The 26,557-nt window shown below is 71.6% G+C and carries 25 protein-coding genes; 14 read left to right on the top strand and 11 right to left on the bottom strand.

Annotation, left to right across the window (positions count from 1 at the left end; translation table 11 throughout):
* Positions 1-771, bottom strand: a complete 771-nt coding sequence (locus IQ210_RS26495; RefSeq protein WP_194081637.1) for a class I SAM-dependent methyltransferase — start codon at positions 769-771, stop codon at positions 1-3.
* 266 nt (positions 772-1,037) lie between these two features.
* Here IQ210_RS26495 and IQ210_RS26490 point away from each other — a divergent pair, with 266 nt between their 5' ends.
* The 5 genes from IQ210_RS26490 (at position 1,038) to IQ210_RS26470 (ending at position 7,817) form a co-directional block, all read left to right on the top strand.
* Complete coding sequence (locus IQ210_RS26490) at positions 1,038-2,294, top strand: glycosyltransferase (protein ID WP_194081636.1); 1,257 nt, start codon at positions 1,038-1,040, stop codon at positions 2,292-2,294.
* Positions 2,295-2,331: 37 nt separating this feature from the next.
* Complete coding sequence (locus tag IQ210_RS26485; protein WP_194081635.1) at positions 2,332-3,669, top strand: UDP-glucose dehydrogenase family protein; 1,338 nt, start codon at positions 2,332-2,334, stop codon at positions 3,667-3,669.
* A gap of 183 nt (positions 3,670-3,852) precedes the next feature.
* Positions 3,853-4,944 carry a glucose-1-phosphate thymidylyltransferase gene (locus IQ210_RS26480; RefSeq protein WP_194081634.1) on the top strand — a complete coding sequence of 364 codons (1,092 nt, stop codon included), beginning with the start codon at positions 3,853-3,855 and terminating at the stop codon, positions 4,942-4,944.
* A gap of 11 nt (positions 4,945-4,955) precedes the next feature.
* Positions 4,956-5,951 carry a dTDP-glucose 4,6-dehydratase gene (gene rfbB, locus IQ210_RS26475; protein WP_194081633.1) on the top strand — a complete coding sequence of 332 codons (996 nt, stop codon included), beginning with the start codon at positions 4,956-4,958 and terminating at the stop codon, positions 5,949-5,951.
* Between the two features lie 18 nt (positions 5,952-5,969).
* The gene (locus IQ210_RS26470) at positions 5,970-7,817 is read left to right on the top strand and encodes a glycoside hydrolase family 15 protein (protein ID WP_194081632.1); all 1,848 of its coding nucleotides are present in this window, start codon (positions 5,970-5,972) and stop codon (positions 7,815-7,817) included.
* On the opposite strand, the gene galE is transcribed toward IQ210_RS26470, so the two are convergent.
* The 6 genes from galE to IQ210_RS26440 all read right to left on the bottom strand — a co-directional run bounded on the left by galE (position 7,765) and on the right by IQ210_RS26440 (position 13,301).
* Complete coding sequence (gene galE / locus IQ210_RS26465) at positions 7,765-8,835, bottom strand: UDP-glucose 4-epimerase GalE (protein WP_194081631.1); 1,071 nt, start codon at positions 8,833-8,835, stop codon at positions 7,765-7,767. The genes IQ210_RS26470 and galE overlap by 53 nt on opposite strands.
* A gap of 105 nt (positions 8,836-8,940) precedes the next feature.
* A complete protein-coding gene (locus IQ210_RS26460) occupies positions 8,941-9,468 on the bottom strand; it encodes an NUDIX hydrolase family protein (protein WP_194081881.1) in 528 nt (175 codons plus the stop codon).
* 24 nt (positions 9,469-9,492) lie between these two features.
* A complete protein-coding gene (locus tag IQ210_RS26455) occupies positions 9,493-10,599 on the bottom strand; it encodes an amidohydrolase family protein (protein WP_194081630.1) in 1,107 nt (368 codons plus the stop codon).
* Between the two features lies 1 nt (position 10,600).
* On the bottom strand, positions 10,601-12,004 hold the full coding sequence (locus IQ210_RS26450; protein ID WP_194081629.1) for a glutamine synthetase family protein: 1,404 nt from the start codon (positions 12,002-12,004) through the stop codon (positions 10,601-10,603).
* A gap of 39 nt (positions 12,005-12,043) precedes the next feature.
* Positions 12,044-12,850: an SAM-dependent methyltransferase gene (locus IQ210_RS26445; RefSeq protein WP_256781465.1), complete on the bottom strand. Its 807-nt coding sequence runs from the start codon at positions 12,848-12,850 to the stop codon at positions 12,044-12,046.
* A 142-nt stretch (positions 12,851-12,992) separates the two neighbouring features.
* Positions 12,993-13,301, bottom strand: coding sequence for an FmdB family zinc ribbon protein (locus tag IQ210_RS26440; protein WP_322656777.1), 309 nt, complete (start codon positions 13,299-13,301; stop codon positions 12,993-12,995).
* 255 nt (positions 13,302-13,556) lie between these two features.
* Between IQ210_RS26440 and IQ210_RS26435 the strand changes: the two genes are divergently transcribed.
* Both IQ210_RS26435 and IQ210_RS26430 read left to right on the top strand, forming a co-directional pair.
* Positions 13,557-14,012 carry a potassium channel family protein gene (locus IQ210_RS26435; RefSeq protein ID WP_194081626.1) on the top strand — a complete coding sequence of 152 codons (456 nt, stop codon included), beginning with the start codon at positions 13,557-13,559 and terminating at the stop codon, positions 14,010-14,012.
* Between the two features lie 108 nt (positions 14,013-14,120).
* Complete coding sequence (locus tag IQ210_RS26430) at positions 14,121-15,521, top strand: cytochrome P450 (protein WP_194081625.1); 1,401 nt, start codon at positions 14,121-14,123, stop codon at positions 15,519-15,521.
* A 7-nt stretch (positions 15,522-15,528) separates the two neighbouring features.
* Here the strand turns inward: IQ210_RS26430 and IQ210_RS26425 are convergent, their stop codons facing one another.
* From IQ210_RS26425 to IQ210_RS26410, 4 genes are all read right to left on the bottom strand, one after another.
* On the bottom strand, positions 15,529-16,245 hold the full coding sequence (locus IQ210_RS26425) for a response regulator (RefSeq protein WP_407699727.1): 717 nt from the start codon (positions 16,243-16,245) through the stop codon (positions 15,529-15,531).
* A 76-nt stretch (positions 16,246-16,321) separates the two neighbouring features.
* Complete coding sequence (locus IQ210_RS26420; RefSeq protein WP_194081624.1) at positions 16,322-18,340, bottom strand: FtsX-like permease family protein; 2,019 nt, start codon at positions 18,338-18,340, stop codon at positions 16,322-16,324.
* Between the two features lie 11 nt (positions 18,341-18,351).
* The gene (locus IQ210_RS26415; protein ID WP_194081623.1) at positions 18,352-19,038 is read right to left on the bottom strand and encodes an ABC transporter ATP-binding protein; all 687 of its coding nucleotides are present in this window, start codon (positions 19,036-19,038) and stop codon (positions 18,352-18,354) included.
* A gap of 5 nt (positions 19,039-19,043) precedes the next feature.
* Positions 19,044-19,415 carry a DUF4333 domain-containing protein gene (locus IQ210_RS26410; RefSeq protein ID WP_194081622.1) on the bottom strand — a complete coding sequence of 124 codons (372 nt, stop codon included), beginning with the start codon at positions 19,413-19,415 and terminating at the stop codon, positions 19,044-19,046.
* 180 nt (positions 19,416-19,595) lie between these two features.
* On the opposite strand from IQ210_RS26410, the gene IQ210_RS26405 reads away from it, so the two are divergent.
* From IQ210_RS26405 to IQ210_RS26375, 7 genes are read left to right on the top strand one after another with little or no spacing between them, the layout of a single operon-like run.
* Positions 19,596-20,231: a helix-turn-helix domain-containing protein gene (locus IQ210_RS26405; RefSeq protein WP_322656773.1), complete on the top strand. Its 636-nt coding sequence runs from the start codon at positions 19,596-19,598 to the stop codon at positions 20,229-20,231.
* 45 nt (positions 20,232-20,276) lie between these two features.
* Complete coding sequence (locus IQ210_RS26400; RefSeq protein WP_194081620.1) at positions 20,277-21,614, top strand: M24 family metallopeptidase; 1,338 nt, start codon at positions 20,277-20,279, stop codon at positions 21,612-21,614.
* Entirely contained in the window at positions 21,601-22,599 is a 999-nt protein-coding gene (locus IQ210_RS26395; protein WP_194081619.1) for a thiamine pyrophosphate-dependent dehydrogenase E1 component subunit alpha, read from the top strand. Before IQ210_RS26400 ends, IQ210_RS26395 begins: the two co-directional genes overlap by 14 nt.
* Entirely contained in the window at positions 22,587-23,567 is a 981-nt protein-coding gene (locus tag IQ210_RS26390; protein ID WP_194081618.1) for an alpha-ketoacid dehydrogenase subunit beta, read from the top strand. Before IQ210_RS26395 ends, IQ210_RS26390 begins: the two co-directional genes overlap by 13 nt.
* Positions 23,568-23,589: 22 nt before the next feature.
* Positions 23,590-24,933, top strand: coding sequence for an amidohydrolase family protein (locus IQ210_RS26385; protein WP_194081617.1), 1,344 nt, complete (start codon positions 23,590-23,592; stop codon positions 24,931-24,933).
* Complete coding sequence (locus tag IQ210_RS26380) at positions 24,930-25,799, top strand: cupin domain-containing protein (protein ID WP_194081616.1); 870 nt, start codon at positions 24,930-24,932, stop codon at positions 25,797-25,799. Before IQ210_RS26385 ends, IQ210_RS26380 begins: the two co-directional genes overlap by 4 nt.
* Complete coding sequence (locus IQ210_RS26375) at positions 25,796-26,485, top strand: SDR family oxidoreductase (RefSeq protein WP_194081615.1); 690 nt, start codon at positions 25,796-25,798, stop codon at positions 26,483-26,485. Before IQ210_RS26380 ends, IQ210_RS26375 begins: the two co-directional genes overlap by 4 nt.
* Positions 26,486-26,557: the final 72 nt, after the last annotated feature.

The following is a 26,557-nucleotide window of genomic DNA, read 5'->3' as shown; positions in this document are numbered from 1 at the left end:
CTAGGCCTGTGCTCCGCGGTAGTAGGCGACGATCTCCTGGGCTGTCATTGCTCGTTCGCGCTTTCGCCCCAGGAAGTACAGGGCCGAAGCGTCGTCCAGAGCGAAGTTCTCGGGGACCAGATGGTCCAGCGCGCGTAGCCAGCACAGAAGGCCGCGGGTCGCACGGCCAGCGAGGGCGGAGTGCGTCAGGCCGCGGACCAAGTGCTCCACACTCCAGAGCAGTTGAGTGCCCGGGCCCGTCACCAGGCCTGCGGACAGCTCTTCGAAGCGCCGGAACAGATAACGGTGGCCGCTTGCGGTGTACCGCATGAAGTCGTGTGCGCCAGCGTGCACTTGCTGGAGGAACGGGGTCTCCGCATAGACGAGTCCCTCGTCCTTGAGTACCCGGTGGATCTCAGCGACGACCCGAAGGGGATCGATCACATGCTCCAGTACAGCCTGAACCAGAACCGCGTCTACGCTCGCCGTGGACAACGGGATGCTGTGGGCGTCCGCGATGAATTGGGTCACTGGACTGGGAACGATGTCGAAGGCGATCACCTCCACGTCTGGCGCGCGGTAGACGGCCTCCACCCCGTTGCCGACCGTGGCCCCTCCGACCACCAGCAGCGTCCGCGCGGAGCCGCTCAGGCCCTTCAACAGCAGTTCAACGTTGTGGGCGGCGACCCGGTTGGGCGGCTTCCACACACGGCGCACCGGAGCGGGGAGGTGACGGACGAGGCCCGGGAGGTGGGGCGGGCCTGTGGCCGGTCCAAATTCCTGCTGGCTCACGACGCTACGTTCGAAGTCGATCAGGACTGGCCAGCGACCGACCATGGGAAAGACATTTTGGGAGCAGGAAGGTGTCCTGCAGACTGCACTGTCGCCGTCCGTCACCAGGGGCGACCGACAACGCGGACACACGAGCAGTTTCCGGATCCGTTCCGGGTCGGCCAGAGCCATGCGAATCCTCCGCCGGATTGACCACGATTGCCCGAAGGGCGAAGATGTATGTATACGTCGTAAATATACATCTTTGTCATCGGTGGTGAACGGCGATGCGAAACGGGACTCTGGTCCCCGGCGCGGCTCGGCAGGACGGCGTGACCGTCCGGTGGCCCGCGCCGCCTCCTCAGGTGGCGCCGGCGGTTCAGCTGCCGGAACCGCCGGTGCTGCCTCGCATCAAGGTCCTGCATGTCATCACCCGGTTCCGCGCCGGGGCGGGGGGCAACACCCTGCTCTCGGCGGCGGGCATGGACCAGGGGTGCTACGAGGTGTGGATCGCCGGCGTGCCGGGCGGCGAACTCTGGGACCGGGCCCGCGCGGCCGGACTCCGCACGGTCGAACTGCGTGGTTTCCGGCATACCCTGGCCCCCGCCGACCTCTTGGTCCTGTGGCGGCTGACGCGGCTGATCCGTCGCGAGCGGTTCACTGTCGTGCACACCCACTCCGCCAAGGGCGGCTTCCTCGGCCGGGTCGCGGCACGGCTGTGCCGGACGCCGGTCGTCGTGCACACCTTCCACGGCATCAGCTTCCACCCGTACATGTCTCGCTCCCGGGGTGCGCTGTACCGCTTTCTGGAGCGGTTCACGCGACGCTTCACCCACCGATTCCTCGCCGTCGCCCCCCGGGTGGCCGAGCAGGCCGTCAAGGACCGGCTCGCCCCGCCCGGCCGCGTCCAAGTGGTGCCGTCCGCTGTCGACCTGTCCCAAATCCCCCATCGGTTCGACCCGATGGCCCGCCGCATGCTCGGGATACCCCGCACCACTGCCCTGATCGGCACCGTCGGCCGCCTCGACACCCAGAAGGCGCCGCTGGACTTCGTCCGGATGGCGGCCGCCCTGCGCGTCGAGCACCCGGACACCGCATTCGTCATAATCGGCGACGGGCCTCTGGAAGACGACGTCCGGTTGCTCGCCACGGAACTCGGCGTCGACCTGACCATCACCGGGTACCGAGAGGACGCCTCCTGGCTCGTTGCCGGCCTCGACGTCTTCGCCATCACCTCGCTGTACGAGGGGCTCGGCCGGGCCCTTACCGAGGCGCTGGCCGCCGCCCGCCCGGTTGTCGCGACCGCTGTGAACGGTGTACCCGATCTGGTGGAGCACGGAGCCACGGGGCTGCTTGTGGAGCCCGCCGCCCCGGACGCAGCCGCGCGCGCGATCGGCTGGCTGCTTGATCACCCTGACCAGGCCGCCGCCATGGGGCGACAGGGCTGCCGACGCGTGCGCACCACCTTCGTCCCGCAGGTGATGTGCGCGGCCGTCGACGCCTGCTACCGCGACCTGCTGGGCCTTCCCCTGCCCGCCCCCTGACCAGCTCGCAGCCACCACGCTCCCCACGGAGACCGACATGCGCCTCACAGTCACCGGTACCGGATACGTAGGAGCAGTCCAGGCTGCTTGCCTGGCGGACATCGGCCACGAAGTGCTCGGCGTGGACGTCGACACGGAGCGGATCGCCACGCTCGCCGCCGGCAGACCTCCGTTCTTCGAGCCTGGACTGTCCGAACTGGTCAAGCGGGCCGTGGACGCGGGCAGACTGAGGTTCACCGGCTCACTGGCCGAGGCCGCGAATTTCGCCGACACCCACTTCCTCTGCGTCGGCACTCCTCAGCAGCGCGGCTCCCACGCCGCCGACCTGACCTACGTCGACGCCGCTGTGGATGAGCTGGCACGGTATCTGCCCACCGATGGGCGAGTTCTGCTCGTGGGTAAGTCCACTGTCCCCGTGGGCACCGCCGACCGCCTGGCCCGGCGGCTGCACATCGAGGTCGCCTGGAACCCTGAGTTCCTGCGCGAGGGCCGTGCGGTCGAGGACATGTTGTGTCCCGAGCGGATCGTCGTCGGGGCGCGGTCGGCCTGGGCCGAGGTGCGTGTGCGGGAGATCTACGCACCGCTGTTGCAGGACGGCACCTCGTTCATCGTCACCGATCCGCCCACCGCCGAGCTGGTCAAGCTTGCCTCGAATGCCTTCCTCGCGACCAAGATCTCCTTCATTAACGCCATGTCGGAGATCTGTGAGGCCGTAGGCGCCGATGTACTCACGCTCGCCGAGGCGATGGGCTGTGACTCGCGAATCGGCCTCCGATTCCTGGCCCCGGGCCTCGGCTTCGGCGGGAGCTGTCTAGCCAAGGACATCCGGGCTCTCGGTGCCTTTGCCGAGGAACTCGGCCAAGGGCCGGCAGTGGCCTTCCTCAGGCAAGTGGACGAAATCAACATCCGGCAGCGGAGGCGCACTGTCGACATGGCAGAGGGCCTCGTCGGCGGCTCCCTGGCCGACCGGAATGTCGCAGTTCTGGGCGCCGCCTACAAGCCCGGCAGCGACGACGTGCGGGACTCGCCGGCGCTCGCGGTCGCGGACGCCGCACGGCGCAGAGGAGCTCATGTGCGGGTGCATGACCCAGAGGCGATCGACAACGCCAGAGTCGCCCACTCGTCCCTCCAGTTCACCCTGGACGTGGCGAAGACGTGCGAGCAGGCGGACATCGTCCTCCATTTGACCGAGTGGCCTCAGTACCGCGAGTTGGACCCCGCCGTTCTCGCGACGGTGGTGCGGGTTCCGACGATCGTTGATGCGCGTAACACCCTGGACCCGGTTCCCTGGTTGTCGGCGGGGTGGACGCTCCGCGCGCTGGGCCGCCCGGGTTTCGGCGCGCAGGCAGGAGGCATCCCATGCGTCTCGTGGTGAGCAGCGGCATCGGCTTCCCGGATCTGCATCCATGCGAGGCGCTGCTCCGCGGAGGACATGTCCGTGCCGGGCCCGGGAAGGGCTCGGCTGGTCCCCGAAGGTGCCGTTGGAGGAAGGGCTGCGGCACACCGTGGAGTGGTTCGTGGCCGAACGGCACAGCGCACAACCCGTGGGGCGGCCGTCATGAAAGCACCTGAAGTGCCGAAGACACTCAAAGCACTCGTCCTCTGCGGCGGAGCCGGCACCCGCCTCCGCCCCATCACCCACACCTCCGCCAAGCAACTCGTCCCCGTCGCCAACAAACCCGTGCTGTTCTACGGCCTGGAGGCCATCGCCGCCGCCGGAGTCACCGAGGCCGGCATCATCGTCGGCGACACCGCGCCAGAGATCCGCCGCGCGGTCGGCGACGGCTCCCGCTTCGGCCTCAGGGCGACCTACCTGCGCCAGAACGCGCCCCTCGGGCTCGCCCACGCCGTCCAGATCGCCCGGGACTTCCTCGGCGACGACGACTTCGTCATGTACCTCGGCGACAACTTCATCGTCGGCGGCGTCACCGGCGTCGTCGACGACTTCCGCCGGGAGCGGCCAGACGCCCGCATCCTGCTGACCCGGGTCGCCGACCCCACCGCCTTCGGCGTCGCCGAACTCGACGCGACGGGGCGTGTGGTGGGGCTGGAGGAGAAGCCCGCGGTGCCGAAGAGCGACCTCGCGCTCGTCGGCGTCTATCTCTTCACGCCCGTCGTGCACGAGGCAGTACGGGCCGTCGTGCCCTCCCGGCGCGGCGAGCTGGAGATCACCGACGCGCTGCAGTGGCTTCTCGACCAGGGGCGGGACGTGCGCGCCACGACCATCTCCGGCTACTGGAAGGACACCGGCAACGTCACCGACATGCTGGAGGTCAACCGGACCGTCCTGGAGACGCTCGAACCGCGGATCGAGGGAAGCGTCGACCCGGCCAGCGAGATCATCGGCCGGGTCCGGATCGACGACGGCGCCAAGGTGTTCGGCAGCCGTGTCGTCGGACCGGCCGTCGTAGGAGCCGGAACGGTGATCGCCGGCTCCTACGTCGGGCCGTTCACCTCCGTCGCCGAGGACTGCCGCATCGAGGACAGCGAGATCGAGTACTCGATCGTGCTGCGCGGCGCGTCCGTCGTCGGCATGCGCCGGATCGAGGTCTCCCTCATCGGCCACCACGTCGAGGTGACTCCCTCGCCCCGCACCCACGCCGTGCACCGGCTCGTGCTCGGCGACCACAGCAAGGTCCAGATCCCGTAACCGAGTTCGTCATGATCACGACCCGCATCCTGGTCACCGGCGGAGCCGGCTTCATCGGCTCCCACTACGTCCGCACCCTGCTCGGCCCGGACGGACCACCCGACATCGCTGTCACCGTCCTCGACAACCTCACCTACGCCGGAAACCCCGCCAACCTGTACGAAGTCCGGGACGACCGCCGCTTCGACTTCGTCCGCGGCGACATCTGCGACGCCGACCTCGTCGACCCGCTCGTCCCCACGCACGACCAGATCGTGCACTTCGCCGCCGAGTCCCACGTCGACCGATCCCTCCTCGGCCCCGCCGCGTTCGTCCGCACCAACGTCGTCGGTACCCAGACGCTGCTCGACGCGGCCCTGCGGCACGGCCTGCGGACCTTCGTGCACATCTCCACCGACGAGGTCTACGGCTCGATCCGCGCCGGCTCCTGGCCGGAGACCGACCCGCTGCGCCCCAACTCGCCCTACGCCGCGACCAAGGCCGCCTCCGACCTGCTCGCCCTGGCCCAGCACCGCACCCACGGCCTCGACGTCCGGGTCACCCGCTGCTCCAACAACTACGGCCCGTACCAGTTCCCGGAGAAGGCCGTCCCGCTGTTCATCACCCGACTGCTGGACGGCCGACCGGTGCCGCTGTACGGCGACGGCCTGCACGTCCGGGACTGGATCCACGTCGACGACCACGTCCGCGGCATCGAACTCGTCCGCACCGCGGGCCGTCCCGGCGAGGTCTACAACATCGGCGGTGGCAACGAACTCTCCAACCACGACCTGACGGCCCTGCTGCTGCGCGAGTGCGGCGCCGACTGGGGCATGGTCACCCACGTCGAGGACCGCAAGGGCCACGATCGCCGCTACAGCGTCGACTTCAGCAAAATCCGCGACGAACTCGGCTTCGCACCATGCACGGACCTCGCGACCGGCATCGCCCGGACCGTCCACTGGTACCGCACCCACCGCTCCTGGTGGGAACCCCTCCTGCGGCGGGCCGAGTCGGAGGCCGCATGATCACGAGCGGACCCGACCATGAACGCACCCATCGAGGACTACGCCCTCCTCAGCGACCTGGAGACCGCCGCCATGATCGGCAGGGACGGTTCCGTCGACTGGCTGTGCCTTCCCCGCTTCGACTCACCCGCCTGTCTGGCCGCCCTGCTGGGGACGCGGGACAACGGCCACTGGCGGGTGGCCCCCGTCGGCGGCGGCGCCTGCGTGCACCGGGCGTACCGGCAGGACACCCTGGTCCTCGACTCGCGCTGGGAGACCCCCACCGGAGCCGTCCGGGTCACGGACTTCATGCCGCCCCGGGTCCAACTGCCCTGTCTGGTACGGGTGGTGGAGGGTCTTTCGGGCACCGTACGCCTGCGCAGCGAGCTGCGGCTGCGCTTCCACCAGGGCCGGGTCACGCCCTGGATCCGGGCCGTCGACCAGTGCGCGGTGGCGGTCGCCGGCCCGGACGCCGTCTGGCTGCACACCGACGGCCGGGTGCGGGAGTCCGCGCGCGACGACCGTACGGTCCACGAGTTCACCGTCCAGGCCGGCCGACGGCTGGCGTTCACCCTGGTCTGGGCCCCCTCGCACCTGCCGGAACCACCGGCGCCGCTGTTCGTGCCCGCCGAGACGGTCCTGAAGGAGACCTGCGACTTCTGGCGCCGCTGGAGCGCCCGGTGCCGCTACGAGGGCCCGTACCGCGAGGCGGTGCTGCGCTCCCTCATCACCCTCAAGGCCCTCACCTACGCCCCTACCGGCGCCATCGTCGCCGCGCCCACCACCTCGTTGCCCGGCCGCCTCGGCGGCGGGCGCAACTGGGACCACCGCTACTGCTGGCTGCGCGACTCCACCCTGACCCTGTCCTGTCTGCTGCGCAGCGGCTACCGGGAGGAGGCGACGGCCTGGCTGGACTGGCTGGTCCGGGCCATCGCCGGGGACCCCGCCGGGCTCCAGACCGTGTACGGCGTCGGCGGTCAGCGTCTGCTGCCCGAGACCGAGGCACCCTGGCTCCCGGGCTACGAGGGCTCCCGCCCCGTCCGCTTCGGCAACGCGGCCGTGGACCAGTTCCAACTGGACGTGTACGGCGAGGTCCTGGACACCCTGTACCTCTCCCTGTGCGCCGGCATCCCGCTGCCGGCCCACCTCTGGGACCTGGTGGAGGAGCTCATGGCCCACCTCCAGCGGCACTGGCGCGAACCCGATCAAGGCCTGTGGCAGGTCCGGGGACCGGCACGGCAGTTCACGCACTCCAAGGTCATGGTGTGGGTGGCCGCCGACCGCGCCCTGCGCATGGGTGCGCTCCTGAGCAGGAACGGAACGTCCGACCAGTGGCGGTCCCTGCGCGACGACGTGCGCCGGCAGATCCTCAGGGAGGGCTGGGACCCGCGCCGAGGAGCTTTCGTCCAGTCCTACGGCTCCCCGGCCCTGGACGCCTCGGCGCTGCTGATCCCCCGCCTGGGCTTCCTGCCCGCCGGGGACGAGCGGGTCCGCGCCACCGTCCGCGCGATGCGGCGCCTCGACCACGGCGGCTTCGTGCGGCGGTATGCCCCGGACGGCCCCGACGCGCACGCGGTCGACGGAGTGCGCGGCGCCGAGGGGGCATTCGTCGCCTGCACCCTCTGGTACGCGGACGCGCTCGCCGCCACCGGCCAACTGCCCCGTGCCCGGGAGGCGTTCGAGCGTGTCCTCGCCGTCCGCAACGACGTGGGCCTGCTGTCCGAGCAGTGGGACCCGGACGCGGGCCGTCAACTGGGCAACACGCCCCAGGCGTTCAGCCACATCGCCCTCGTCGAGACGGCCTTCACGCTCACCTCGCCACCCCGCGGAGCGCTTACCGCTTCCCGTTCAGGTGCCGCGCCGACCCCGCGTACCCCTGCGGGTTGAGCTGCTGGAACCGCCACGAGTCGCGGCACATGTCCGCCAGGTCCCGGGTGGGCCGCCAGCCCCAGGCGCGCTCCACCGCGGACGCGTCGGCGACCAGCTCGGCCACGTCGCCGGGACGCCGGGCCACGATCTCGTACGGCACCTCCCGGCCGGCCGCGTGCCCGTACGCGGCGACCACGTCCAGCACCGAACTGCCCCTGCCCACACCGAGGTTGAAGACTTGCATGCCGGGTCCGTCGGCCAGGTGGTCCAACGCCACCCGGTGCGCCTCGACGGTGTCCATGACGTGGAGGTAGTCGCGGACCGCGGTGCCGTCGTGCGTGGGGTAGTCGCCGCCGAAGACCCGTAGCAACTTCCGTCGTCCGGCGGCCACTTGGGCGACGTACGGCATCAGGTTGCCGGGCTCGCCGCGCGGGTCCTCGCCGAGCAGCCCGCTGGGGTGGGCGCCGGCCGGGTTGAAGTAGCGCAGGCTCAGCACCGTGTACTCGGGGCAGCGCCGGCAGACGTCGGTGAGGATCTGCTCGCACAGCCACTTCGAGGCGGCGTAGGGGTTGGTGGGGCGGGCGGGCGTGGACTCGTCGAGGGGGCCGGGGCCGGCCTCGCCGTAGAGCGAGCAGGAGGAGGAGAACACCAGGTGGTGCACGCCGTGCTCGTGCATGGTGCGCAACAGCGAGGTGGTGCCGCCGACATTGGTGTCGTAGTACTCGACAGGCCTCCGCACCGAGGCGCCGACCGCCTTGTGCGCGGCGAAGTGCAGCACGGCGTCGACGGCGTGCCGGTCGAAGACGGCCGACAGGGAGCGCCGGTCCCGTACGTCGAGTTCGTAGACGGCGCCGACGAACCGGCCGGCGATCCGCTCCACGCGGGTGAGGACCTCAGGCGTGCTGTTGGAGTAGTCGTCGACCACGATCAGCTCGTAGCCGTGGTCGAGCAGCTCGACGCAGGCATGGGAACCGATGAATCCGGCTCCGCCCGTCACGAGGACGGTGGACGGGGGGCCGGGGCCGCTGCGCGTCATGGCACGACGCTCCCGAGTACGCGGAAGAACGTCGTATGTTTACGACGTATACCTATGACTCTCCCCCCATTCGCCAGGGGCGTCAAGGCAGGGCGCCGCCGAAGGTCAGATCACGCACCCCACATACGCCAGCGCCTGCTTCAACAGCACCCCGTGCCCGCCCGGCATCTCGCTCTGCACCGCCTCCGACACCGCTTCCTGGGGGCTGAACCACACCAGGTCGAGGGCGTCCTGCCGGGGGCGGCAGTCGCCGGTGACCGGGACGACGTAGGCCAGCGACACCGCGTGCTGACGGGGGTCGTGGTACGGCGTGATGCCCTGCGTGGGGAAGTACTCGGCGACCGTGAAGGGCTGCGGGGCGGTCGGGATGCGGGGCAGCGCCACCGGGCCGAGGTCCTTCTCCAGGTTCCGCATCAGGGCGTCGCGGACCCGCTCGTGGTGCAGCACGCGTCCGGAGACCAGCGTCCGGCTGACCGTCCCGTCGGGGCCGATGCGCAGCAGCAGGCCGACGCTGGTGACTTCGCCGCTGTCGTCGACGCGCACCGGTACGGCCTCGACGTACAGGATCGGCATCCGGGCGCGCGCCTGCTCGAGGTCGTCGGTCGTCAGCCAGCCGGGCGTGGTTTCGGTCATGTCAGACATTGCTTGATCATACTTTCAGGAGGGGCCGGAAAGGCGGTAGACCCGACGCGCATTGTGTGCTCCCGCCCACTCCGCGAGCCGGCGTGCGTCGGGCGGGCTCAGCTCGTCGGTGTCCACCCGGTCCTGGAGGAGCTCGCCCAGGCCCCGGCGGAAGGACAGCGCGCCGAGCGCGTAGAACTCCGCCAGACCGTACGCGTCGGAGCTGTACAGCAGTTTGCGGAACGGTGTGATCTCCAGGGCCTCCTCCAGGACGGCCCGGGCCCGCGCCGGGCCGACGTGGTGCAGGGTGAGGCCGACGTCCAGGTACACCTGCTCGAAGACCGCGGCCAGATAGCCGGCCTGCCGCTGGTACGGCCAGCAGTGCAGCAGCAGGACCGGGATCGTGCCGGCGGTCAGGTGCAGCCAGTCCGTGAGGTGGGTGGGGTCGACCTTGTGCAGGCGGATGTCGTTGTCGCCGAAGCCCGTGTGGAGCTGGAGGGGGAGGCCCAGGTCGACGGCGGTCCACAGGACGTGCCGGACCAGGACCGGGTCCGTCAGCCGCCCGCTCGTCGCCAGTCGATCCCGAGCCGCCCGCTCCACCTCCGCTGCCGACGGACGGGCCGGGTTCAGATCGAATCCCGTGCGGTACGCCGCCACCGACTTCACCGCCACCGCACGCTGGCGCTGGACGGCCTGGAGGGCGGCCGCGCGGAAGGCCTCGGCGTAGTCGTCGGGCTCCACGCCCTTCGCCACCAGGGCTTCCTCCACGCTCTCCAGCCTTACGACCTCGTACACGTCGTCCGCGGCCAGCTCGGTCGGGCCGAGGCCCGTGTCCAGGCAGTACGTGCCGGTCCCCGCCCCGGCGAGGAAGCGCCGGTTCACCTCCCGCGCGCCCAGCTCCGCCCGGCGGGCCAGGTACGCCTCCGGCGGGGCGTGCCGGTCCAGGTCCAGCAGGGGTGCGCAGTGGCGGCGTACCGATACGCCCACCGGGGTGTCGAAGGGCGAGATGCCGCTGCCCGGCCATCGACCGCCCTCGGTGAGGAGGGTCTCGAATCCGTCCCGGTCGAGGTCCTCGGTGACCACGCCGTGGCAGTGGTGGTCGACCAGGCTGAGCTCCGCGAGCGCCTCGTGGACCGCGGTCACGTCAGTACTTCCAGCGGTACGCCGCCGCGATCCCGGTATCGTCCAGCCCGGCCACCGCCGCGATCTCGCCTTCCCGTACGGCGATCACCGCATCGGCGAGGACCGGGCCGAGGGCGCCCCGCAGACACTCGTCCTTGCGGAACTCGGCGACCGCCTCGGCGAGCGAGGTCGGCAGCCGACGTACCCCCTGGGCCGCCGCCTGTTCGGCGTCCAGCCGGGCCGGGTCGCCGGTGATCTCCTCGGGGAGTACGGCGGCCGAGGCGATGCCGTCGAGGCCCGCCGCGATGACGGAGCCGAGGGCCAGATACGGGTTCGCTGCCAGGTCGACCGGCTTGACCTCCAGGTTGGCGGCTTGCTCGCGCAGGCCCAGCGTGCCGGTGACGACACGGACCGCGGCCTCTCTGGTCTCGCGGCCCCACGCGGTGAACACCCCGGCCCACTGGGAGGGTTTGAGGCGGAGATAGCTGGCCGGGCTCGGGGCGGTGACGGCCGTGAGCGCGGGGAGGTGGGTCAGGACGCCGGCCGCGAACGCCTCCGCGTCGGCCGTCATGCCGTACCGACCCCCGCCGCCCGTATGCAGGTTGACGCCCTCGCGCCAGGCGGAGAGATGCAGGTGGCCGCCGTTGCCGACGCCCTCGGCGAAGACGGCCGGGGCGAACGAGACGACCAGGCCGTGCCGTTGGGCGACCGCGCGGATCGTCTGGCGTACCAGCACGCTCCGGTCGGCCGCCGCCACCGGGTCCAGGGCGCCGACCGAGACCTCGAACTGCCCTGCCGCGTACTCGGGATGGAGCTGGTCGACGTCCACGCCCTGCGTCGCGAGGGCCGCCAGCAGGTCGGCCGTGTACTCGCTCAACTCGACCTGGCGGACCGCCCCGTAGGCCGGGCCCGACAGTGCGGGTGTGAAGTCGCCCTGGGCCGCCGGGCCTTGGCCCACCGCCCACTCGACCTCGACGGCCGCCTTGAAGGTCAGACCGTGCCGCTGCTCGGCGTCCGCGACGATCCGGCGCAGCAGCGTGCGCGTGCAGCCGGGGTGCCGGTCGCCCTCCTGGGTGATCCGGTCGACCGGCGCCCACGCCCAGCCGGGCTGCCCGGCGAGGACCGTCAGTTGGTCGAGGTCGGGGTACAGGCGCAGGTCGCCGTCGGGGGAGCCCAGGACGTCGGTCGTCACGATGGAGTCGTCGGCGAGGAAGGTGTCGAACACCGGGGACATACCGACGCCCCAGGCCGCCGCCGAGGCGAGCTTCGCCGTGGGGACCGTCTTCACCCGGCCGATGCCAGCGGTGTCGACGTACGACAGCACCACCCCGTGAACGCCTCTCCCGGACAGTTCGCCGCTCAGCGCGGTGGCGCGGTCGACGTCACCGGGACGTCCGCCGGGTACGGGGTCGGCAAGGGTGGTCATACGTCCTCCACGACGGGGTCTGCCGGTACGGGTCCCGCGTCAGGGTTTCACGGCCACCGCGCCGAACTGCGGCACCACGACAGGCGAGTTCGCGTCGGCCCGCCACTGCGAGCACGACACCAGGCCCGGGTCGAGGAAGTCGAGGCCCTCGAAGAACGCGGCGATGTCCGTACCGCTGCGGGCGGTGATCGGCGGGGTGGCGTTCTCGTTCCAGAACTCCATGGCCGGGATCTGGCCCGCGCCGCCGAGCTCGTCGTCGAAGGTGGGGTGGGTCAGCACGAGGTAGCTGCCGGACGGTACTGCGGCCAGCACCTGGCGGACGATGTCGCGGGCCTTGTCGTAGTCGAGGACGAAGTTGAGGATGCCCAGCATCATCACGGCGACGGGACGGGTGAAGTCCAGGGTGCCTCCGGCCCGTTCGAGGATCGCGGCCGGGTCGTGCACGTCGGCGTCGATGTAGTCGGTGACGCCCTCGTGGGTGCTGGTCAGCAGGGTGCGGGCGTGGGCGAGGACGATGGGGTCGTTGTCGACGTAGACGATCCGCGCGTCGGGCGCGATGCGCTGGGCGATCTCGTGGGTGTTGTCGACGGTGGGCAGACCGGTGCCGATGTCCAGGAACTGCCGTACACCGCGGTCGGTGGCCAGATGGGTCACCGCGCGGCCGAGGAACTCGCGGTCGGCGCGGGCGATGTCCCGGATGATCGGGAACATCGTGGCGACGTGCTCGCCGACCTGCTGGTCGACCTCGTAGTTGTCCTTGCCGCCGATCCAGTAGTTCCACACGCGTGCGTTGTGCGCGACGCCGGTGTTGAGCCTCGACGACCCGCTGGTGGGGGTGTCACTCACGTCGTCCGTCCTCTCGTCGCTCCTAGGCTCCTGCGCTCCCGCGATCGAGGCACCGCCGACCGCAGGGGCCATTGTGCCGCCCGATGATCACGATGTCCCGGGATTCGGCGGAGGGGAGGGGGAGCGCGCGCCCGCCGGCAGTTCAGTCCGGCCGTTCGGGCGAGCGGTGGGGGAGATGGGGGCGGTGGTGCGGCCCGTGTCCGCCGCGTTCGTGTTCCGCCTTCCGGGCCCGTTCGGCGAGGCCCGCCTCCAGGACGCGCACCTTCCGGCCGCCGCACTTCGGGCAGACCGCTTCGGCGAGCGGCGATCTGACGGCCCGGCCCGCTTCGTCGACGTACTCCTGGGTGGTCAGGCCCGAGGGGTCCAGCGGGTCGGTGAAGAACATGACCTGGAACGTGGCCTCCCAGCCGTGCCCGCAGTCCCCGCAGGCGAACGCGAAGGTCTCCGGCACGGATCGGGGCTGGGCCGGCATGGGGCGCCGGTGCTTTCCAAGGGTGGGCGGGTTCCTCACGGCTCACATCGGTCATGGCCGCGCTGGGGCGGGGCCCCCACGGCTCACATCGGTCATGGCCGCGGTGGGCGCGGGTTCCTCACAGCCCACATCCGCCACGCCCGCGCGGCAACTCGAACGCCCCGCCCGGCATGCCCGCCCCGGAGGCCGCGCCGACACTGGGCCCATGGCCCGTCCGCGTCCCAAGGAGTCGTCATGCTGCCCGGATTTCTCACCAGGGCGGTCGCGTTGCTGCTCGGCCGGGAGGGGCGGTCCCTGCATCTGAAGGCGGCGGGCGCGGCGACGGCCGTGCTGGTCGTGGTGATGCTCGCCGGGTCATGGGCCGTCGTCGGGGCCGAACAGGGGGCGCGGGGCGCGAATCTGACGTCGTACCCGAAGGCCCTGTGGTGGTCGATCGAGACCGCGACGACCGTCGGGTACGGCGACTTCTTCCCGGTGACCCCGTGGGGCCGGGTCGTCGGCGCGGTCGTGATGGTCGTCGGGATCACCACGTACGGCATGGTCACCGCCGCGCTGGCCACCTGGTTCGTCGGACGGGAGCAGAAGCGTCGGCACCATCTGGCGTACGGGGCCCACGAGTTGGGCGAGGAGGCGGTACGCGCCCTGCACGAACGCTTCGACCGGCTGGAACGGTTGATGAACGGGAAGTGAACGCCCGGAGGCTACCGGCGAGTACCCCCGGGGCGCGGTGCGCCCGACCCCTCGGGTAGGGTCCCGTGCGGTTCGGTACGGGCGGGTGTCGAAGGGGGCGGCAGCACCATGGGAATCCATGTGGTCGACGAGGCGGAGCCGGTGCCGGACGGCACCCGACTGGAAGAGCTCGCCCCCGAGCCGCTGCTGACCCGGGACTACGAGACCCGCCCCGCGCTCGTCTACGAGCGGCTGCGCGAGCGGCACGGACCGGTCGCCCCGGTCGATCTGCTGGGCGTGCCCGCCTGGCTCGTCCTCGGCTACCGCGAGTCGCTCCAGGTGCTCCAGGACGACGCCGGCTGGCCCAAGGGCCTGGAGAACTGGCGGGCCCGGACGGAGGGCCGGGTGCCCGCCGACTGGCCGCTCGGCCCCTCCCTGGAGGTCAACCACGTCCTCATCCAGGGCGGTGACGGCTACCGCTCGCTGCGCACCGCCTGGGACGTCGCCCTGCGGCCCTTCCAGGATCCGCGCAACCCGCAGGCCAAGCGGCTCAAGGCGGCCGTCACGGGGTACGCCGACGAGCTGATCAGCCTGCTCGGGCAGGGCGGCCGTAACGGCCTCGCCGACCTGTCGGCGCAGTTCTCCCGGCCGCTGCCGCTGATGGCGGCCAGCCACCTCCTCGGCTTCCCCGGCTCCCAGGGCGACGACGCCCTCATGGACATGTGGCGGGTCCTGGACGCCGGACCGGACGCGGAACCCGCCCTGGCCCGGCTGCTGGTGACGCTCGGCGAACTCGCCGCCGCCAAGATCGAGAAGCCCGGCGACGACTTCCCCTCCCACCTGCTCGCCGCCCACCCGGACCTCACCGTCGACGAACTGGCCCGGGAGCTGTTCATGCTGCTCGGCATGACCTCCGATCACGTCGGCATCCTCGTCTCCAACACCGTTGTCGAGGTGATCTCCGGGGAGAGCGACGGCGGCGTGCGCCACACCCTGTCCGCCGGGATGGTCCGGGAGACTATGAACCGGGTCGTCATGCGCAAGCCTCCGCTGGTCAACTTCGTGCCGAGATTCGCGGCCGCGGACACCCCGCTCGGCAACTACACCGTCCGGGCCGGCGACCCCGTGTGGGTCTCCGCCGCCGCGGCCCATGCCGACCCCCTCTTCGCCGGGCAGATGACCCCGGGCTCCTCCAGCATCAGCAGCCGGGCCCATCTGTCGTGGGGCGCGGGGCCGCGGCAGTGCCCGGCGCGGGAGCTGGCCTCGACGATCGCCTCGGTGGGCGTGAGCCGGCTCTTCGAACGGTTCGGGCACCTGGAGCTCGCCCTCCCGGTCGACCAACTGCCGTGGCGCTCCTCGCCGTTCATGCGGGGGCTGCGGTCACTGCCGGTGCGGTACGAGTTGACCGGGCCCCTGGTCGAGGTCGCGCCGGAGCCCGAGGAAGCCGTACCGGACGCCCCGGACCAGTCCGTCAAGCGCCGTTCCTCGCTGTGGCGTTACCTCACCGGGCTCATCCGCTCCGGAGACTGACGCACCGTCACCCGCCCGCCTGAGCATGGCCGTTCTGCCAGGCCCACGCGGCGATCTCCACGCGGTTGCGGGCCGCCAGCTTCAACTGGACGCTGGACAGGTGCGTCTTGACCGTGGAGAGCGAGACGTACAGTTCGGCGGCGATCTCGGCGTTGGTGCGGCCGAGGGCTACCAGGCGGACCACGTCGAGTTCGCGGTCGGTGAGGGACTCGGTGACCGGCGTGGGACGGGCCGGGGCGACCGTCTCCGGTGTCCGGGTGAGGTGCTTGAGGAGCCGGACCGTGACCGAGGGGGAGACCAGCGAGTCGCCCGCCGCGGCGGCGCGGACCGCCTCCGCCAGGAGGGCCGGCCCGGAGTCCTTCAGCAGGAACCCGCAGGCGCCGCCGCGCAGCGCCCCGTACACGTATTCGTCGAGGTCGAAGGTGGTGACCACGACGACCCGCATCGGGTCGGCGACCTCCGGCCCGGCCAGCAGCCGCGTGGCCGCCAGGCCGTCCAGCTTCGGCATCCGGATGTCCAGCAGGCACACGTCGGGCCGCACCTCGCGGGCCAGCGCCACTGCCTGCTCCCCGTCGGCGGCCTCGGCCACCACCGTGATGTCGGGCTGCGCGTCCAGGAAGAAGCGGAACCCGGTGCGGACCATGTCCTGGTCGTCGGCGATGAGGACCCGGATGGGGGCGGTTCCGGGCGGGGTGGGGCTCGTCATGGCTCGATCATCGCTCATGGACCGCTCCGCACTGCCGGCTCACGCCTCATTCCGGCAGGGTCGTTCCTGCTCGGTCCGGGAGGGTCGTTCCTGCTCAGTCCGGTGCCTGTGCCGGGTCCGCGGTGACCTTGCGCAGCAGCGGGCGGCTGCCGCTGATCGCCGCGAACATCGCCAGGGCTCCGACCAGCACGCACACGGCCAGTTCGAGCGCGCCGGAGACGTTGAGCGAGGCTCCGAAGGCGTGGTTGAACTTGTACGAGCCGTAGACACCGGTCGCGACGGTCCCGCCGGCCAGCACGACCAGAGGCAGCACCGTCTCGCGCACCCGCGCCCGGTCCAGCACCCTCAGCGGGGTGCCCGCCAGCCGCAGCAGGCCGTAGACCCGGCGCCGGTCCAGGACGTTCGCCGCCGCCGTCAGCCCGGCGGAGGCGGTCGCCACGACGAAGCTCAGCGCGAGGGTCGCGGTGCTGACGTCGGCAATGCGGTCGACGATGCTGCGGTCGCCCGCGGTCGCGTAGTCCTGGGTGTAGGGCGGGTGGCCGGAGCCGACGGAGGCGAGCGCGGTGACGGCGGTGTCGAGCCGTGCCTGCCCGCCGGAGATCTGGGCGACGATGCCGCGACTGCCGCCCAGCAGACTGTCGTAGTCGTCCTCCGGTACGACGCTGATCTCGGCGTTGACGTTCGCGCGGTCCAGCAGTGTGCGGGCCTCGGCCGCCGCGTGCCGGGCGTCGGCGGCGTTCGCGGTGATCACGGCGACCTGGTCGCGGTACTGGGAGCCGTCCGTGCCCAGCATGCTCACGGAGAAGAACCCGGCCGCGAACCCGGCCAGCACCAGACCGCTGACCGTGCGCCAGGCGCCTCGCGGGTCGTCGCTGAGCCGGCGTGCGGCCAGCAGGGTCGCCGGACGGCGGGCGCAGCGGGCCGCGATCCGCCCCAGCCGGTCCACGACCCACGGCCCGACCAGCCAGAACGCGCCGTAGAACATCAGCAGCAGCACGACGTAGTCGCGGCCCTTCAACTGTCCGCCGCCCGTGGACCGCCAGATGTAGGCGAGCGCCGCGAGGAACAGCACCAGCCGGATCATCCTGGTCCGGCGCGGGTTCGCCTGCTGGGCGACGCCGAGCGGCGAGCTGACCACCTGGCGCAGCGTCGACACCGCGCTGACGGTGATGAGCGCGGTGACCGCGAGGACGACCCCGGCGAACCATTCGGCTCCCACCCATAGTTGTCCCGGGTACCAGCCGCCGATGCCGTACGGCACCTCGGCGAGCGCCGGCAGCGCCGCCACGTACGCGAGGGCGCCGGTCAGGGCACCGGTCGCGCCGACCGCCGCCGCCTCCAGCGCGGTCATCCCGAGGATCTGCCGGGGTGTCGCCCCCGCCAGCCGCAGCGCCGCGAGCCGCTGCTCGCGCCGGGCCGCGCCGAGCCGCCCGGCGGCGGAGGACAGCACGACCACCGGCATCGCCAGCAGCACCACACCGAGCAGCGCCGCCGCCTGGTCGCCGTACGTGAACAGGCTCTGCTTCGTGCCGGAGAACCCGGCGACCACGGCCCGCGCGGCCTGGTCCTGGTCGAAGTAGCTCGCGCCGGTCGCCGCCGTCTCCGACATCGCCGGGTCGGACGCCGCCCGGCCCACCACGGCCACCAGCTCGTCGGGGGAGGCGAGACCCGCCTCGCCGATCGTGCCGTAGGACGCGTGGGGCGCCGGCTTCGGGAAACGGCCGGCCAGTTGGCCCGCGGGCAGCTTGTGCAGCAGCTCGGCCAGGGCGGGGGAGACGTACACCTCGCCCTTCTTCGGGAACGTGCCGAGGCCGGGCGGGGCCGGGGTCGCGGCGCGGTCGGGGAGCTGGGCGAGGGAGACGACGGTGAGGGGTTCGCCGCGGACGTAGGTGGTGGCGAGGGCCTGCACGGCGGTGCCGTTCCGGGCGGGTTCGGGGGTGCGCCAGGCGGTGCGGTCGGCGCGGACGCCGGCGCCGACGGTCGCGGCGATCATCACCAGCATCACGAACGCGCCCACGGCGGCGGCACCGGCCGCCAGCAGATGGCTCTGCACGCCGCGGCGGCCGGACGCCCTGGTGAGATGCCAGGTCAGGGGCAGGACAGGGGAACGCACGTCAGGGCTCCTCAGGCGACCGTGAACTGGGTGTAGTTGCTGATCCGGCCGTCCCGGACCTGGAGGACCCGGTCGCAGTGGGCGGCCACGTCGGCGTCATGGGTGACCATGACGAGCGCGGCGCCCTGCTCGCGGGTGACGGAGGTCAGCAGGCGGACGACCTCGGTGCTGGTGGTCTGGTCGAGGGCGCCGGTCGGCTCGTCGGCGAAGACGACGTCCGGTTCGACGGCGAGGGCACGGGCGATGGCCACGCGCTGCGCCTGCCCGCCGGACAGCTGGCCGGGGCGGCGGTGTTCGAGGCCGTCCAGGTCGAGCGGCGCGAACCAGCGCCGGGCCCGTTCCACCGCCTGCCGGCGCGGGACGCCCTCCAGCATCAGCGGCAGCGCCACGTTCTCCTCGGCGGGCAGCTCCGGCAGCAGCTGGCCGAACTGGAACACGAACCCGAACCGCTTGCGGCGCAGGGCGCTGAGCCGCTCCTCGCTCAGCTTGTCGATGGCTTCGCCGCGCAGCAGCACCGTGCCGCTGTCGGGGCGCACGATCCCGGCGAGGCTGTGCAGCAGGGTCGACTTGCCGGACCCGGACGGGCCCATGATCGCCAGCGAGTCGCGTGCGCCGACGGAGACGTCCACGCCGTCGAGGGCGACGGTGGAGCCGTACTTCTTCACGAGGCCGAGACCGGCCAGAACGGGGTTCGTCATGGCGGTCAGCGCTCGAACTTCCAGGTGACGGAGGAGGCGGTGGCCTTGACCACCGTGACGGGGATGTCGACGGTCGAGCCGTCGCCCTTCTTGCCGGTGCAGGTGATGGACGCCCCGGCGACGGCCTTCAGCCCCGTGGGGCAGGTGACGCCGGAGACCTTGTCCCCGACCCAGGGCAGCGGGTGGTACCTGCTCTGCGTGCGGCCCGCGACGATGGTGCTCTTCAGCGCCTTGTGGCCGTCCACGGTGGCGGTGCTGTACGTGTCGAGGGTGCTCGTCGACTCGGTGCCGGAGAGCAGATAGGTGCCGAGACCGCCGAGGGCGAGGGTGGCGGCCGCGCCGCCGACGACTCCGACGAGGAACTTGCTGCGCTGCATCGAGAACTCCTGCTGAGGGACCGGCTGGGGAAGTGGCTTCACCCTCGCCCGCGGGCACCCGCGCCCGCCTCGGCCATATGGCCATGACCGGCGCGGCCGGCTCTCGTCCGTTCGGCCGATCCCTGGTGCGGGGCACCGCGACCGCTGTTCAATGACACTGCACATCACCGTTCACGAGAGGTGCCGCCCGTGTCCCCAGCCGACGTGCCGCCTGTCGGCGCCCGCATTCGCCAGGCTCGCCAGGAGCGCGGCGTGAGTCTGCGCGCCCTGGCCCGCGAGGTCGGCGTCTCCGCGAGCCTGGTCTCCCAGATCGAGACCGGCAAGAGCCAGCCGTCGGTGAGCACGCTGTACGCGATCACGACCGCGCTGGGCATCTCCGTCGAGTCGCTCTTCGAGCAGCGGGAGACGGTCGCCGCGACCGGCAGTGCCATGGTGGCGCACGCCCTCGCCGCCTTCGCGGCCGATCCCGCGCGGCGCATCGGACCGCTGATCACGCCCGGTGAGCGCGAGGTGCTGGAGCTGGACTCCGGTGTCGTGTGGGAGCGGCTCGGCCATGTCCCGGGCACGGACGTGGACTTTCTGCTGGTCACCTACCGGCCCGGTGGCTCCTCCTCCACCTCGGGCGGCCTGATGCGCCACGCGGGCACCGAGTACGGCTATCTGATCTCCGGCGAGCTCGCTCTCACTCTCGGTTTCGACACGTACACACTGCGTCCCGGCGGTGCGGTCTGCTTCGAGTCGACGACCCCGCACCGCTACTGCAACGATGGAGAGGAACCAGCCGTCGGGGTGTGGTTCGTGTTCAGTGACACTTGACACTCGCCGCGTGCGGTCGTTGACTCCGCAGTGGGGGTGGTCGCCATGGCGATCCGCACTTTCGGACCCAATGCCGTCGACTGGGAACAGCGCATCGACCTCGACCGGCTGCGCGGGCAGCGGCTGGCCCGGCTCCACGAGACCCTGAACCGTTCCTCGCTCGGCGCGGTGCTCAGCTTCGACTTCGCCAACATCCGCTACATGACCGCCACGCACATCGGCACCTGGGCGATGGACAAGCTGATCCGCTTCGCCCTGCTGGTGCGCGGCGGCGACCCGGTCGTCTGGGACTTCGGCTCCGCCGCCCGCCACCACCAGCTCTACAACCCGTGGCTGGACTACAGCGACGGCAAGGAGGGCCCGCCCACCGGCGCCCGCGCCGGCATCTCCACCCTGCGCGGCGCCTTCCATCCCGACGCGGGGATCGCCGAGGACGTGGCCCGCAAGATAGCCGCGGAACTGCGTGAACACGGCCTGGCGGGCGAGCCGTTGGGCATCGACGTCGCCGAGATGCCGGTCCTGGCCGCCCTGCGCGCCGAGGGCATCGACGTCGTCGACGGTCAGCAGGTCTTCCTGGAGGCCCGCCGCACCAAGACCCACGACGAGATCTCCCTGCTCACCCAGGCCTGCGCGATGGTCGACGCGGCCTACGAGGAGCTGTACGGCTACCTGCGCCCCGGTGTGCGCGAGAACGAGTGCGTCGGACTGGTCAGCAAGGTCCTGTACGACCTCGGTAGTGAGTACGTCGAAGGCGTCAACGCCATCTCCGGTGAACGCTGTTCACCGCACCCGCACGTCTACAGCGACCGGCTCATCCGCCCCGGCGACCCCGCCTTCTTCGACATCCTGCACAGCCACCTCGGCTACCGCACCTGCTACTACCGCACCTTCGCCGTGGGCAGCGCCTCCCGCGCCCAACGCGACGCCTACGTCCGCTGCCGCGAGTACATGGACCAGGCCATCGCCCTCGTCCGTCCCGGCGCCACTACCGCCGACATCGTCCAAGTGTGGCCGCGCGCCGAGGAGTTCGGCTTCGCCGACGAGACCGCCGCGTTCGCCCTCCAGTACGGCCACGGGGTGGGCCTGTCCATCTGGGAGAAGCCCATCTTCAGTCGCCTGGTCTCCCTCGACCACCCCGAAGTCCTCGAAGAGGGCATGGTGTTCGCCCTGGAGACCTACTGGCCCGCCGCCGACGGCTGGTCCGCGGCCCGCATCGAGGAGGAGCTGGTCGTCACCGCGGACGGCTGCGAGGTCATCACCAAGTTCCCGGCCGAGGAACTCCTCGTCGCCGGCCGCAAGTACTGGACGGTGGGCGGCGAGCTGAACACCCGCCGGGAGTCGCAGTCCCACCTCAACACGGGGACCGCCGATGGACACCGCTGAACTGTCGACGGACACCGCTGAACTCCTGGCGCTGTACGAGCAGATGGCCCTCATCCGCCGCACCGAGAAGGCCGCCCACGACCTGTTCCTCCAGGGCCTGGTCAAGGGCACCACCCACCTCGCCGCCGGCCACGAGGCCATCGCGGTCGGCGCGAGCGCCGCCCTGCGCGCCGACGACTACGTCTTCGCCACCTACCGCGGCCACCACCACGCCATGGCCCGCGGTGCCGGCCCGGAGGAATGCCTCGCCGAACTCATGAGCAGGGCCACGGGGTTGTGCGGGGCCAAGGGCGGCTCCATGCACCTCACGAAGGCCGCCACCGGCATGCTCGGCTCGTACGCCATCGTCGGCGCCCACCTCCCGATGGCGGCCGGTGCCGCGTGGTCGGCCCGGCTGCGCGGCACCGGTCAGATCGCGGTCGCCTTCTTCGGGGACGGCGCCACCAACATCGGCGCGTTCCACGAGTCGTTGAACCTGGCCGCCGTGTGGAAGCTGCCCGTGCTGTTCGTCTGCGAGAACAACCTCTATATGGAGTACACGCCGATCGCCGACGTCACCGCGGTGGCCCGCCCGGCGGCCGACCGGGCGCCCGCGTACGGCATCCCCGGCGAGAGTGTCGACGGCAACGACGTCGTGGCGGTGCGCGAGACCGTGGCCCGGCTCGCGGAACGGGCCCGGGCAGGAGACGGGCCCGCTCTGCTGGAGGCGGCCACCTACCGGCACTTCGGGCACAGCAGGTCCGACCCGGCCGCCTACCGCCCGGCCGAGGAGGTCGAACGCTGGCTCAAGCACGACCCGTTGGACCTCGCGCGCGGCCGCCTGACCGAGCTGGGGGTCCCCGCGGAGACGGTGACCGCGGCCGACGAGCGCGCACGGGAGGCCGTACGACGGGCTGTTGACGCGGCGAAGAACGCTCCCGCGCCCGATCCGGGCGACGCGCTGACGGACGTATGGGCGGACGGAGGTGCCGCATGGCGGACGTGATCACCTACCGGGAGGCCGTCGCCGAGGGCATCGCGCGGGAGATGCGGCGGGACGCGGCCGTGGTCTGCCTGGGGGAGGACATCGGTGCAGCGGGCGGGGTGTTCAAGACCACCGTCGGGCTGCTCGACGAGTTCGGGCCGCAGCGGGTGTGGGACACGCCGATCTCCGAACAGGCCATCGTGGGCGCGGCGATGGGCGCCGCGATGACCGGGATGCGGCCCGTCGCCGAGATCATGTTCTCGGACTTTTTGGCCTGTTGTTGGGACTACCTCGCCAACGAGATACCCAAAGTGCGTTACATGACGGGTGGTCAGGTCACCGTGCCCCTCGTCGTTCGCACCGCCAACGGCGGCGGGCTCGGCTTCGGCGCCCAGCACTCCCAGGCCACCGAGAACTGGGCGCTGACCGTCCCGGGACTGAAGATCGCCGCACCCGCCACCCCCGCCGACGTCGTCGGCATGATGGCGGCGGCGATCCGCAGCGACGACCCGGTGGTGTTCTTCGAGCACAAGGGCCTGCTGGCGGCCAAGGGTCCGCCCGCGCCGCCGGACCATGTGGTCGAGCTGGGCCGCGCCGCCGTCGTGCGCGAGGGCGCCGACGTGACCCTCGTGGCCCTCGCCGCGATGGTCCCGCTGGCGCTGCGGGCCGCCGCGATGCTCGCCGAGGAGGGCGTCGAGGCCGAGGTCGTCGACCTGCGCTGCCTGGTGCCGCTGGACATGCGGACCGTCCTCGCCTCGCTGGCCCGGACCTCGCGGCTCGTCACCGTCGAGGAGAACCCGTACCAGGGCGGCTGGGGCGGCACGCTCGTCTCGGTCGTCGCCGACGAGGGCTTCGGCCTGCTGGACGCGCCCGTGCGAAGGGTGGCGGGGGAGTGCGTGCCGCTGCCGTTCGCCGACGCGCTGGAGGAGCGGGTCATCCCCACCGTCGACAAGGTCGTGGCGGCCGTCCGCGACCTCACCGCGTACTGAACACCCCGAAGGAGGAAGGGCGATGACCGTTCGGACACTCCTGCGCGCCGGTCAGGTGATCTCGATGGACCCCGACATCGGGGACCTTCCCCAGGGGGACGTCCTCATCGAGGACGGCAGGATCGAGGCCGTGGCACCCCGGATCGACGCCGACGCCGAAGTCCTCGACATGACCGGCCGGATCGTGATCCCCGGCTTCGTCGACACCCACCGCCACACCTGGGAGGCGTCCATCCGCGGGGTCGCCCCCGACGCCACCCTCGACGACTACTTCGTGGACATCCTCGACACCTTCGCCCCGCTCTACACCCCGGAGGACGTGTACGCGGCGAACCTGGCCGGCGCCCTGGAGTGCCTCAACGCCGGCATCACCACGCTCGTCGACTGGTCCCACATCAACAACACCCCCGCCCACCCCGACGCCGCGATCCAGGCCCTCACCGAGTCCGGCATCCGGGCGCAGTACGCGTACGGCAGCGCCAACACCTCCCTGGCCGACTACTGGTTCGAGAGCAAGATCGCGATTCCGGGCGACGACGTACGCCGCATCCGTACCAAGTACTTCGCCTCCGACACCGGCCTGCTCACCATGGCCCTTGCGACCCGTGGCCCCGGCTTCTGCGTCAACGACGTCGTCACCGCCGAATGGGCCCTCGCCCGGGACCTGGACATCCCGATCACCGTGCATGTCGCCATGGGCCGCATGGCGGGCCGCTTCGGCATGGTCAGGCAACTCCACGACCTCGGTCTCCTCGGCCCGGACACCACCTACATCCACTGCTGCTACCTCCACGAGGACGAGTGGCGGATGGTCGCCGACAGCGGCGGTACGGTGTCCATCGCGCCGCAGGTGGAGACGCAGATGGGGCACGGCTGGCCGCCCGTGACGGCGGCGCTCGAGCACGGCCTTCGGCCGTCCCTGAGCATCGACGTCGTCACCACCGTCCCCGGCGACATGTTCACCCAGATCCGCGCGGCCTTCGGCGCCGAGCGCGCCCGGCTGAACGCGGACTGCTGGCAGGCCAACATGCCTGTCCCGGACACCATGTTGACGGCACGTCAGATGCTGGAGATCGCCACCCGCAACGGCGCCCATGTGGCGGGCCTGGAGGACCGCACCGGCTCCCTGACCCCCGGCAAGCGCGCCGACGTCGTCGCCATCGACGCCACCGCGCTCAACATCGCCCCCGTGCACGACGCCGCTGCCGCCGTCACCCTGTCCGCCGACGTCTCCAACGTGGACACCGTCATCGTCGACGGCGTGATCCGCAAGCGGGACGGCAGGTTGACGGCCGACGTGGCCCGCGCCCGGCGCCTCGTGGAGGAGTCCCGCGACCGGCTCCTGGCGGCGAAGGCGGCCCGGTGACCGCGCACCTGGTGCGTCGCGCCGCCGACGTCCCGGTACCGGACCACGACGAACACGGCTACCGGCGCAGGGAGTTGGTCGGTGAGGCGAACGGAAGCGTGCACACCGGCTTCGGTGTCTGCGAGCTGCGCCCGGACGGCCGGGTCGGTGCCCATGTGCACTCGTACGAGGAGAGCTTCCACGTCCTCGACGGCACCGTGGTCCTCGACGTGCCCGAGGGGTCGTACCTCCTCGAGGAGGGCGACTACGGCCTGCTGCCGACCGGTGTCCCGCACGCCTGGCGGGGCGCGGGGGACACCGGCGCGCGCTGGGCGGACATGCTCGCGCCCGTCCCGCGCGCCCGCTACGGGTACGACACCCAGTCCGTGCCCGACCTGCCCGCCCGGGCCCCCGTCCGGATCGACGTCCGTGACCCCCGCACCCGCTCCTTCGGCCACTTCGAGCCCGCGCAGATGGACCCCGGCAAGCAGTCCCAGGAACTGCTGGCGGTGTCGGCGAGCATGCGGACCGCGCTGCTCGTCTACAGCGGGATCACGGTCAAGATGATGGTCGACGCCGACCTCGGCGCGGTCGCCTCGACGATGTTCATGGTGCAGTACGCCGTCGACGGCGTCGCCGGCACCCACGACCACCCCTTCGAGGAGACGTACTTGATCCTCGAAGGGGTCGTGGAGGCGACCTTCGACGACGCCCGGTACCACCTCGGGCCCGGCGATCTCGCCTGGGCGGGCGCCGGTTGTGTGCACGGCTTCACCAACGCCGGTGCGGGACCGGTGTGTTGGCTGGAGACACAGGCGCCGCAGCCGCCGTCCCGGCACTCCTACCGCTTCACCCGGGACTGGGACTATCTGAGGGGCGTGCGATGAACCGTGTCGTGGTGATCGGCGGAACCTCCGGAATCGGCCGGGAGTTCGCCCGGATGCGCGCCGGACGCGGCGACGACGTGCTGATCACCGGGCGCGACGCCCACCGCACCGACACCGCCGCCAAAGAGATCGGCGCCCGCGGCCTCGCGCTCGACCTCTCCCGCCCGCGCGAGATCGGTGCCGCGCTGGCCGGTGCCGGACGCGTCGACCATCTGGTGCTGGCCGGGATCTCCCGCGACGACAACCGGGTGGCCGCCTACGACGTCGACGCCGCCGTCCACCTCGTCACGCTCAAGCTCGTCGGCTACACCGAGGCCGTGCACGCCCTGCGGCCCGGCCTGCACGAGGACAGCGCGATCGTGCTGTTCGGCGGGCAGGCCAAGGAGCGGCCCTATCCGGGCGCGACGACCGTGGCGACCGTCAACGCCGGGGTGACCGGCCTCGTGCACACGCTCGCCGTCGAGCTCGCGCCCGTCCGGGTCAACGCCGTCCACCCGGGGGTGGTCGGGGACAGCCCCTACTGGCGGGACAAGCCGGCGGAGGTGCTGGCGGGGCTGCGGGCACGCACCCCGACCGGGCGGCTCGCGGCGATGGCCGACGTCGTGGAGGCCGTGGACTTCCTGCTGCGCAACCGGTCCGTGAACGCGGTGGGGCTGGCCGTGGACGGGGGGTGGCTGCTGGGGTGAGGCGGCGGAGCCGTGGAGTCGCCCTGGCGGGGAACCCATGGACGGAGGGCCGCTTTCGAGGAGAGAGAGGGA

The sequence above is a fragment of the Streptomyces justiciae genome, from assembly GCF_015163075.1.
GTDB classification, from domain to species: domain Bacteria; phylum Actinomycetota; class Actinomycetes; order Streptomycetales; family Streptomycetaceae; genus Streptomyces; species Streptomyces justiciae.
This window is presented reverse-complemented; position numbering and strand designations above follow the sequence as displayed.

Coding starts and splice junctions, on each gene's coding strand:
- IQ210_RS26490 (WP_194081636.1), top strand. CDS start 1,038: ATGCGAAACGGGACTCTGGTCCCCGGCGCGGCTCGGCAGGACGGCGTG.
- IQ210_RS26485 (WP_194081635.1), top strand. CDS start 2,332: ATGCGCCTCACAGTCACCGGTACCGGATACGTAGGAGCAGTCCAGGCT.
- IQ210_RS26480 (WP_194081634.1), top strand. CDS start 3,853: ATGAAAGCACCTGAAGTGCCGAAGACACTCAAAGCACTCGTCCTCTGC.
- rfbB (WP_194081633.1), top strand. CDS start 4,956: ATGATCACGACCCGCATCCTGGTCACCGGCGGAGCCGGCTTCATCGGC.
- IQ210_RS26470 (WP_194081632.1), top strand. CDS start 5,970: ATGAACGCACCCATCGAGGACTACGCCCTCCTCAGCGACCTGGAGACC.
- galE (WP_194081631.1), bottom strand. CDS start 8,835: ATGACGCGCAGCGGCCCCGGCCCCCCGTCCACCGTCCTCGTGACGGGC.
- IQ210_RS26460 (WP_194081881.1), bottom strand. CDS start 9,468: ATGACCGAAACCACGCCCGGCTGGCTGACGACCGACGACCTCGAGCAG.
- IQ210_RS26450 (WP_194081629.1), bottom strand. CDS start 12,004: ATGACCACCCTTGCCGACCCCGTACCCGGCGGACGTCCCGGTGACGTC.
- IQ210_RS26435 (WP_194081626.1), top strand. CDS start 13,557: ATGCTGCCCGGATTTCTCACCAGGGCGGTCGCGTTGCTGCTCGGCCGG.
- IQ210_RS26430 (WP_194081625.1), top strand. CDS start 14,121: ATGGGAATCCATGTGGTCGACGAGGCGGAGCCGGTGCCGGACGGCACC.
- IQ210_RS26425 (WP_407699727.1), bottom strand. CDS start 16,245: ATGAGCGATGATCGAGCCATGACGAGCCCCACCCCGCCCGGAACCGCC.
- IQ210_RS26415 (WP_194081623.1), bottom strand. CDS start 19,038: ATGACGAACCCCGTTCTGGCCGGTCTCGGCCTCGTGAAGAAGTACGGC.
- IQ210_RS26410 (WP_194081622.1), bottom strand. CDS start 19,415: ATGCAGCGCAGCAAGTTCCTCGTCGGAGTCGTCGGCGGCGCGGCCGCC.
- IQ210_RS26400 (WP_194081620.1), top strand. CDS start 20,277: ATGGCGATCCGCACTTTCGGACCCAATGCCGTCGACTGGGAACAGCGC.
- IQ210_RS26395 (WP_194081619.1), top strand. CDS start 21,601: ATGGACACCGCTGAACTGTCGACGGACACCGCTGAACTCCTGGCGCTG.
- IQ210_RS26390 (WP_194081618.1), top strand. CDS start 22,587: ATGGCGGACGTGATCACCTACCGGGAGGCCGTCGCCGAGGGCATCGCG.
- IQ210_RS26385 (WP_194081617.1), top strand. CDS start 23,590: ATGACCGTTCGGACACTCCTGCGCGCCGGTCAGGTGATCTCGATGGAC.
- IQ210_RS26375 (WP_194081615.1), top strand. CDS start 25,796: ATGAACCGTGTCGTGGTGATCGGCGGAACCTCCGGAATCGGCCGGGAG.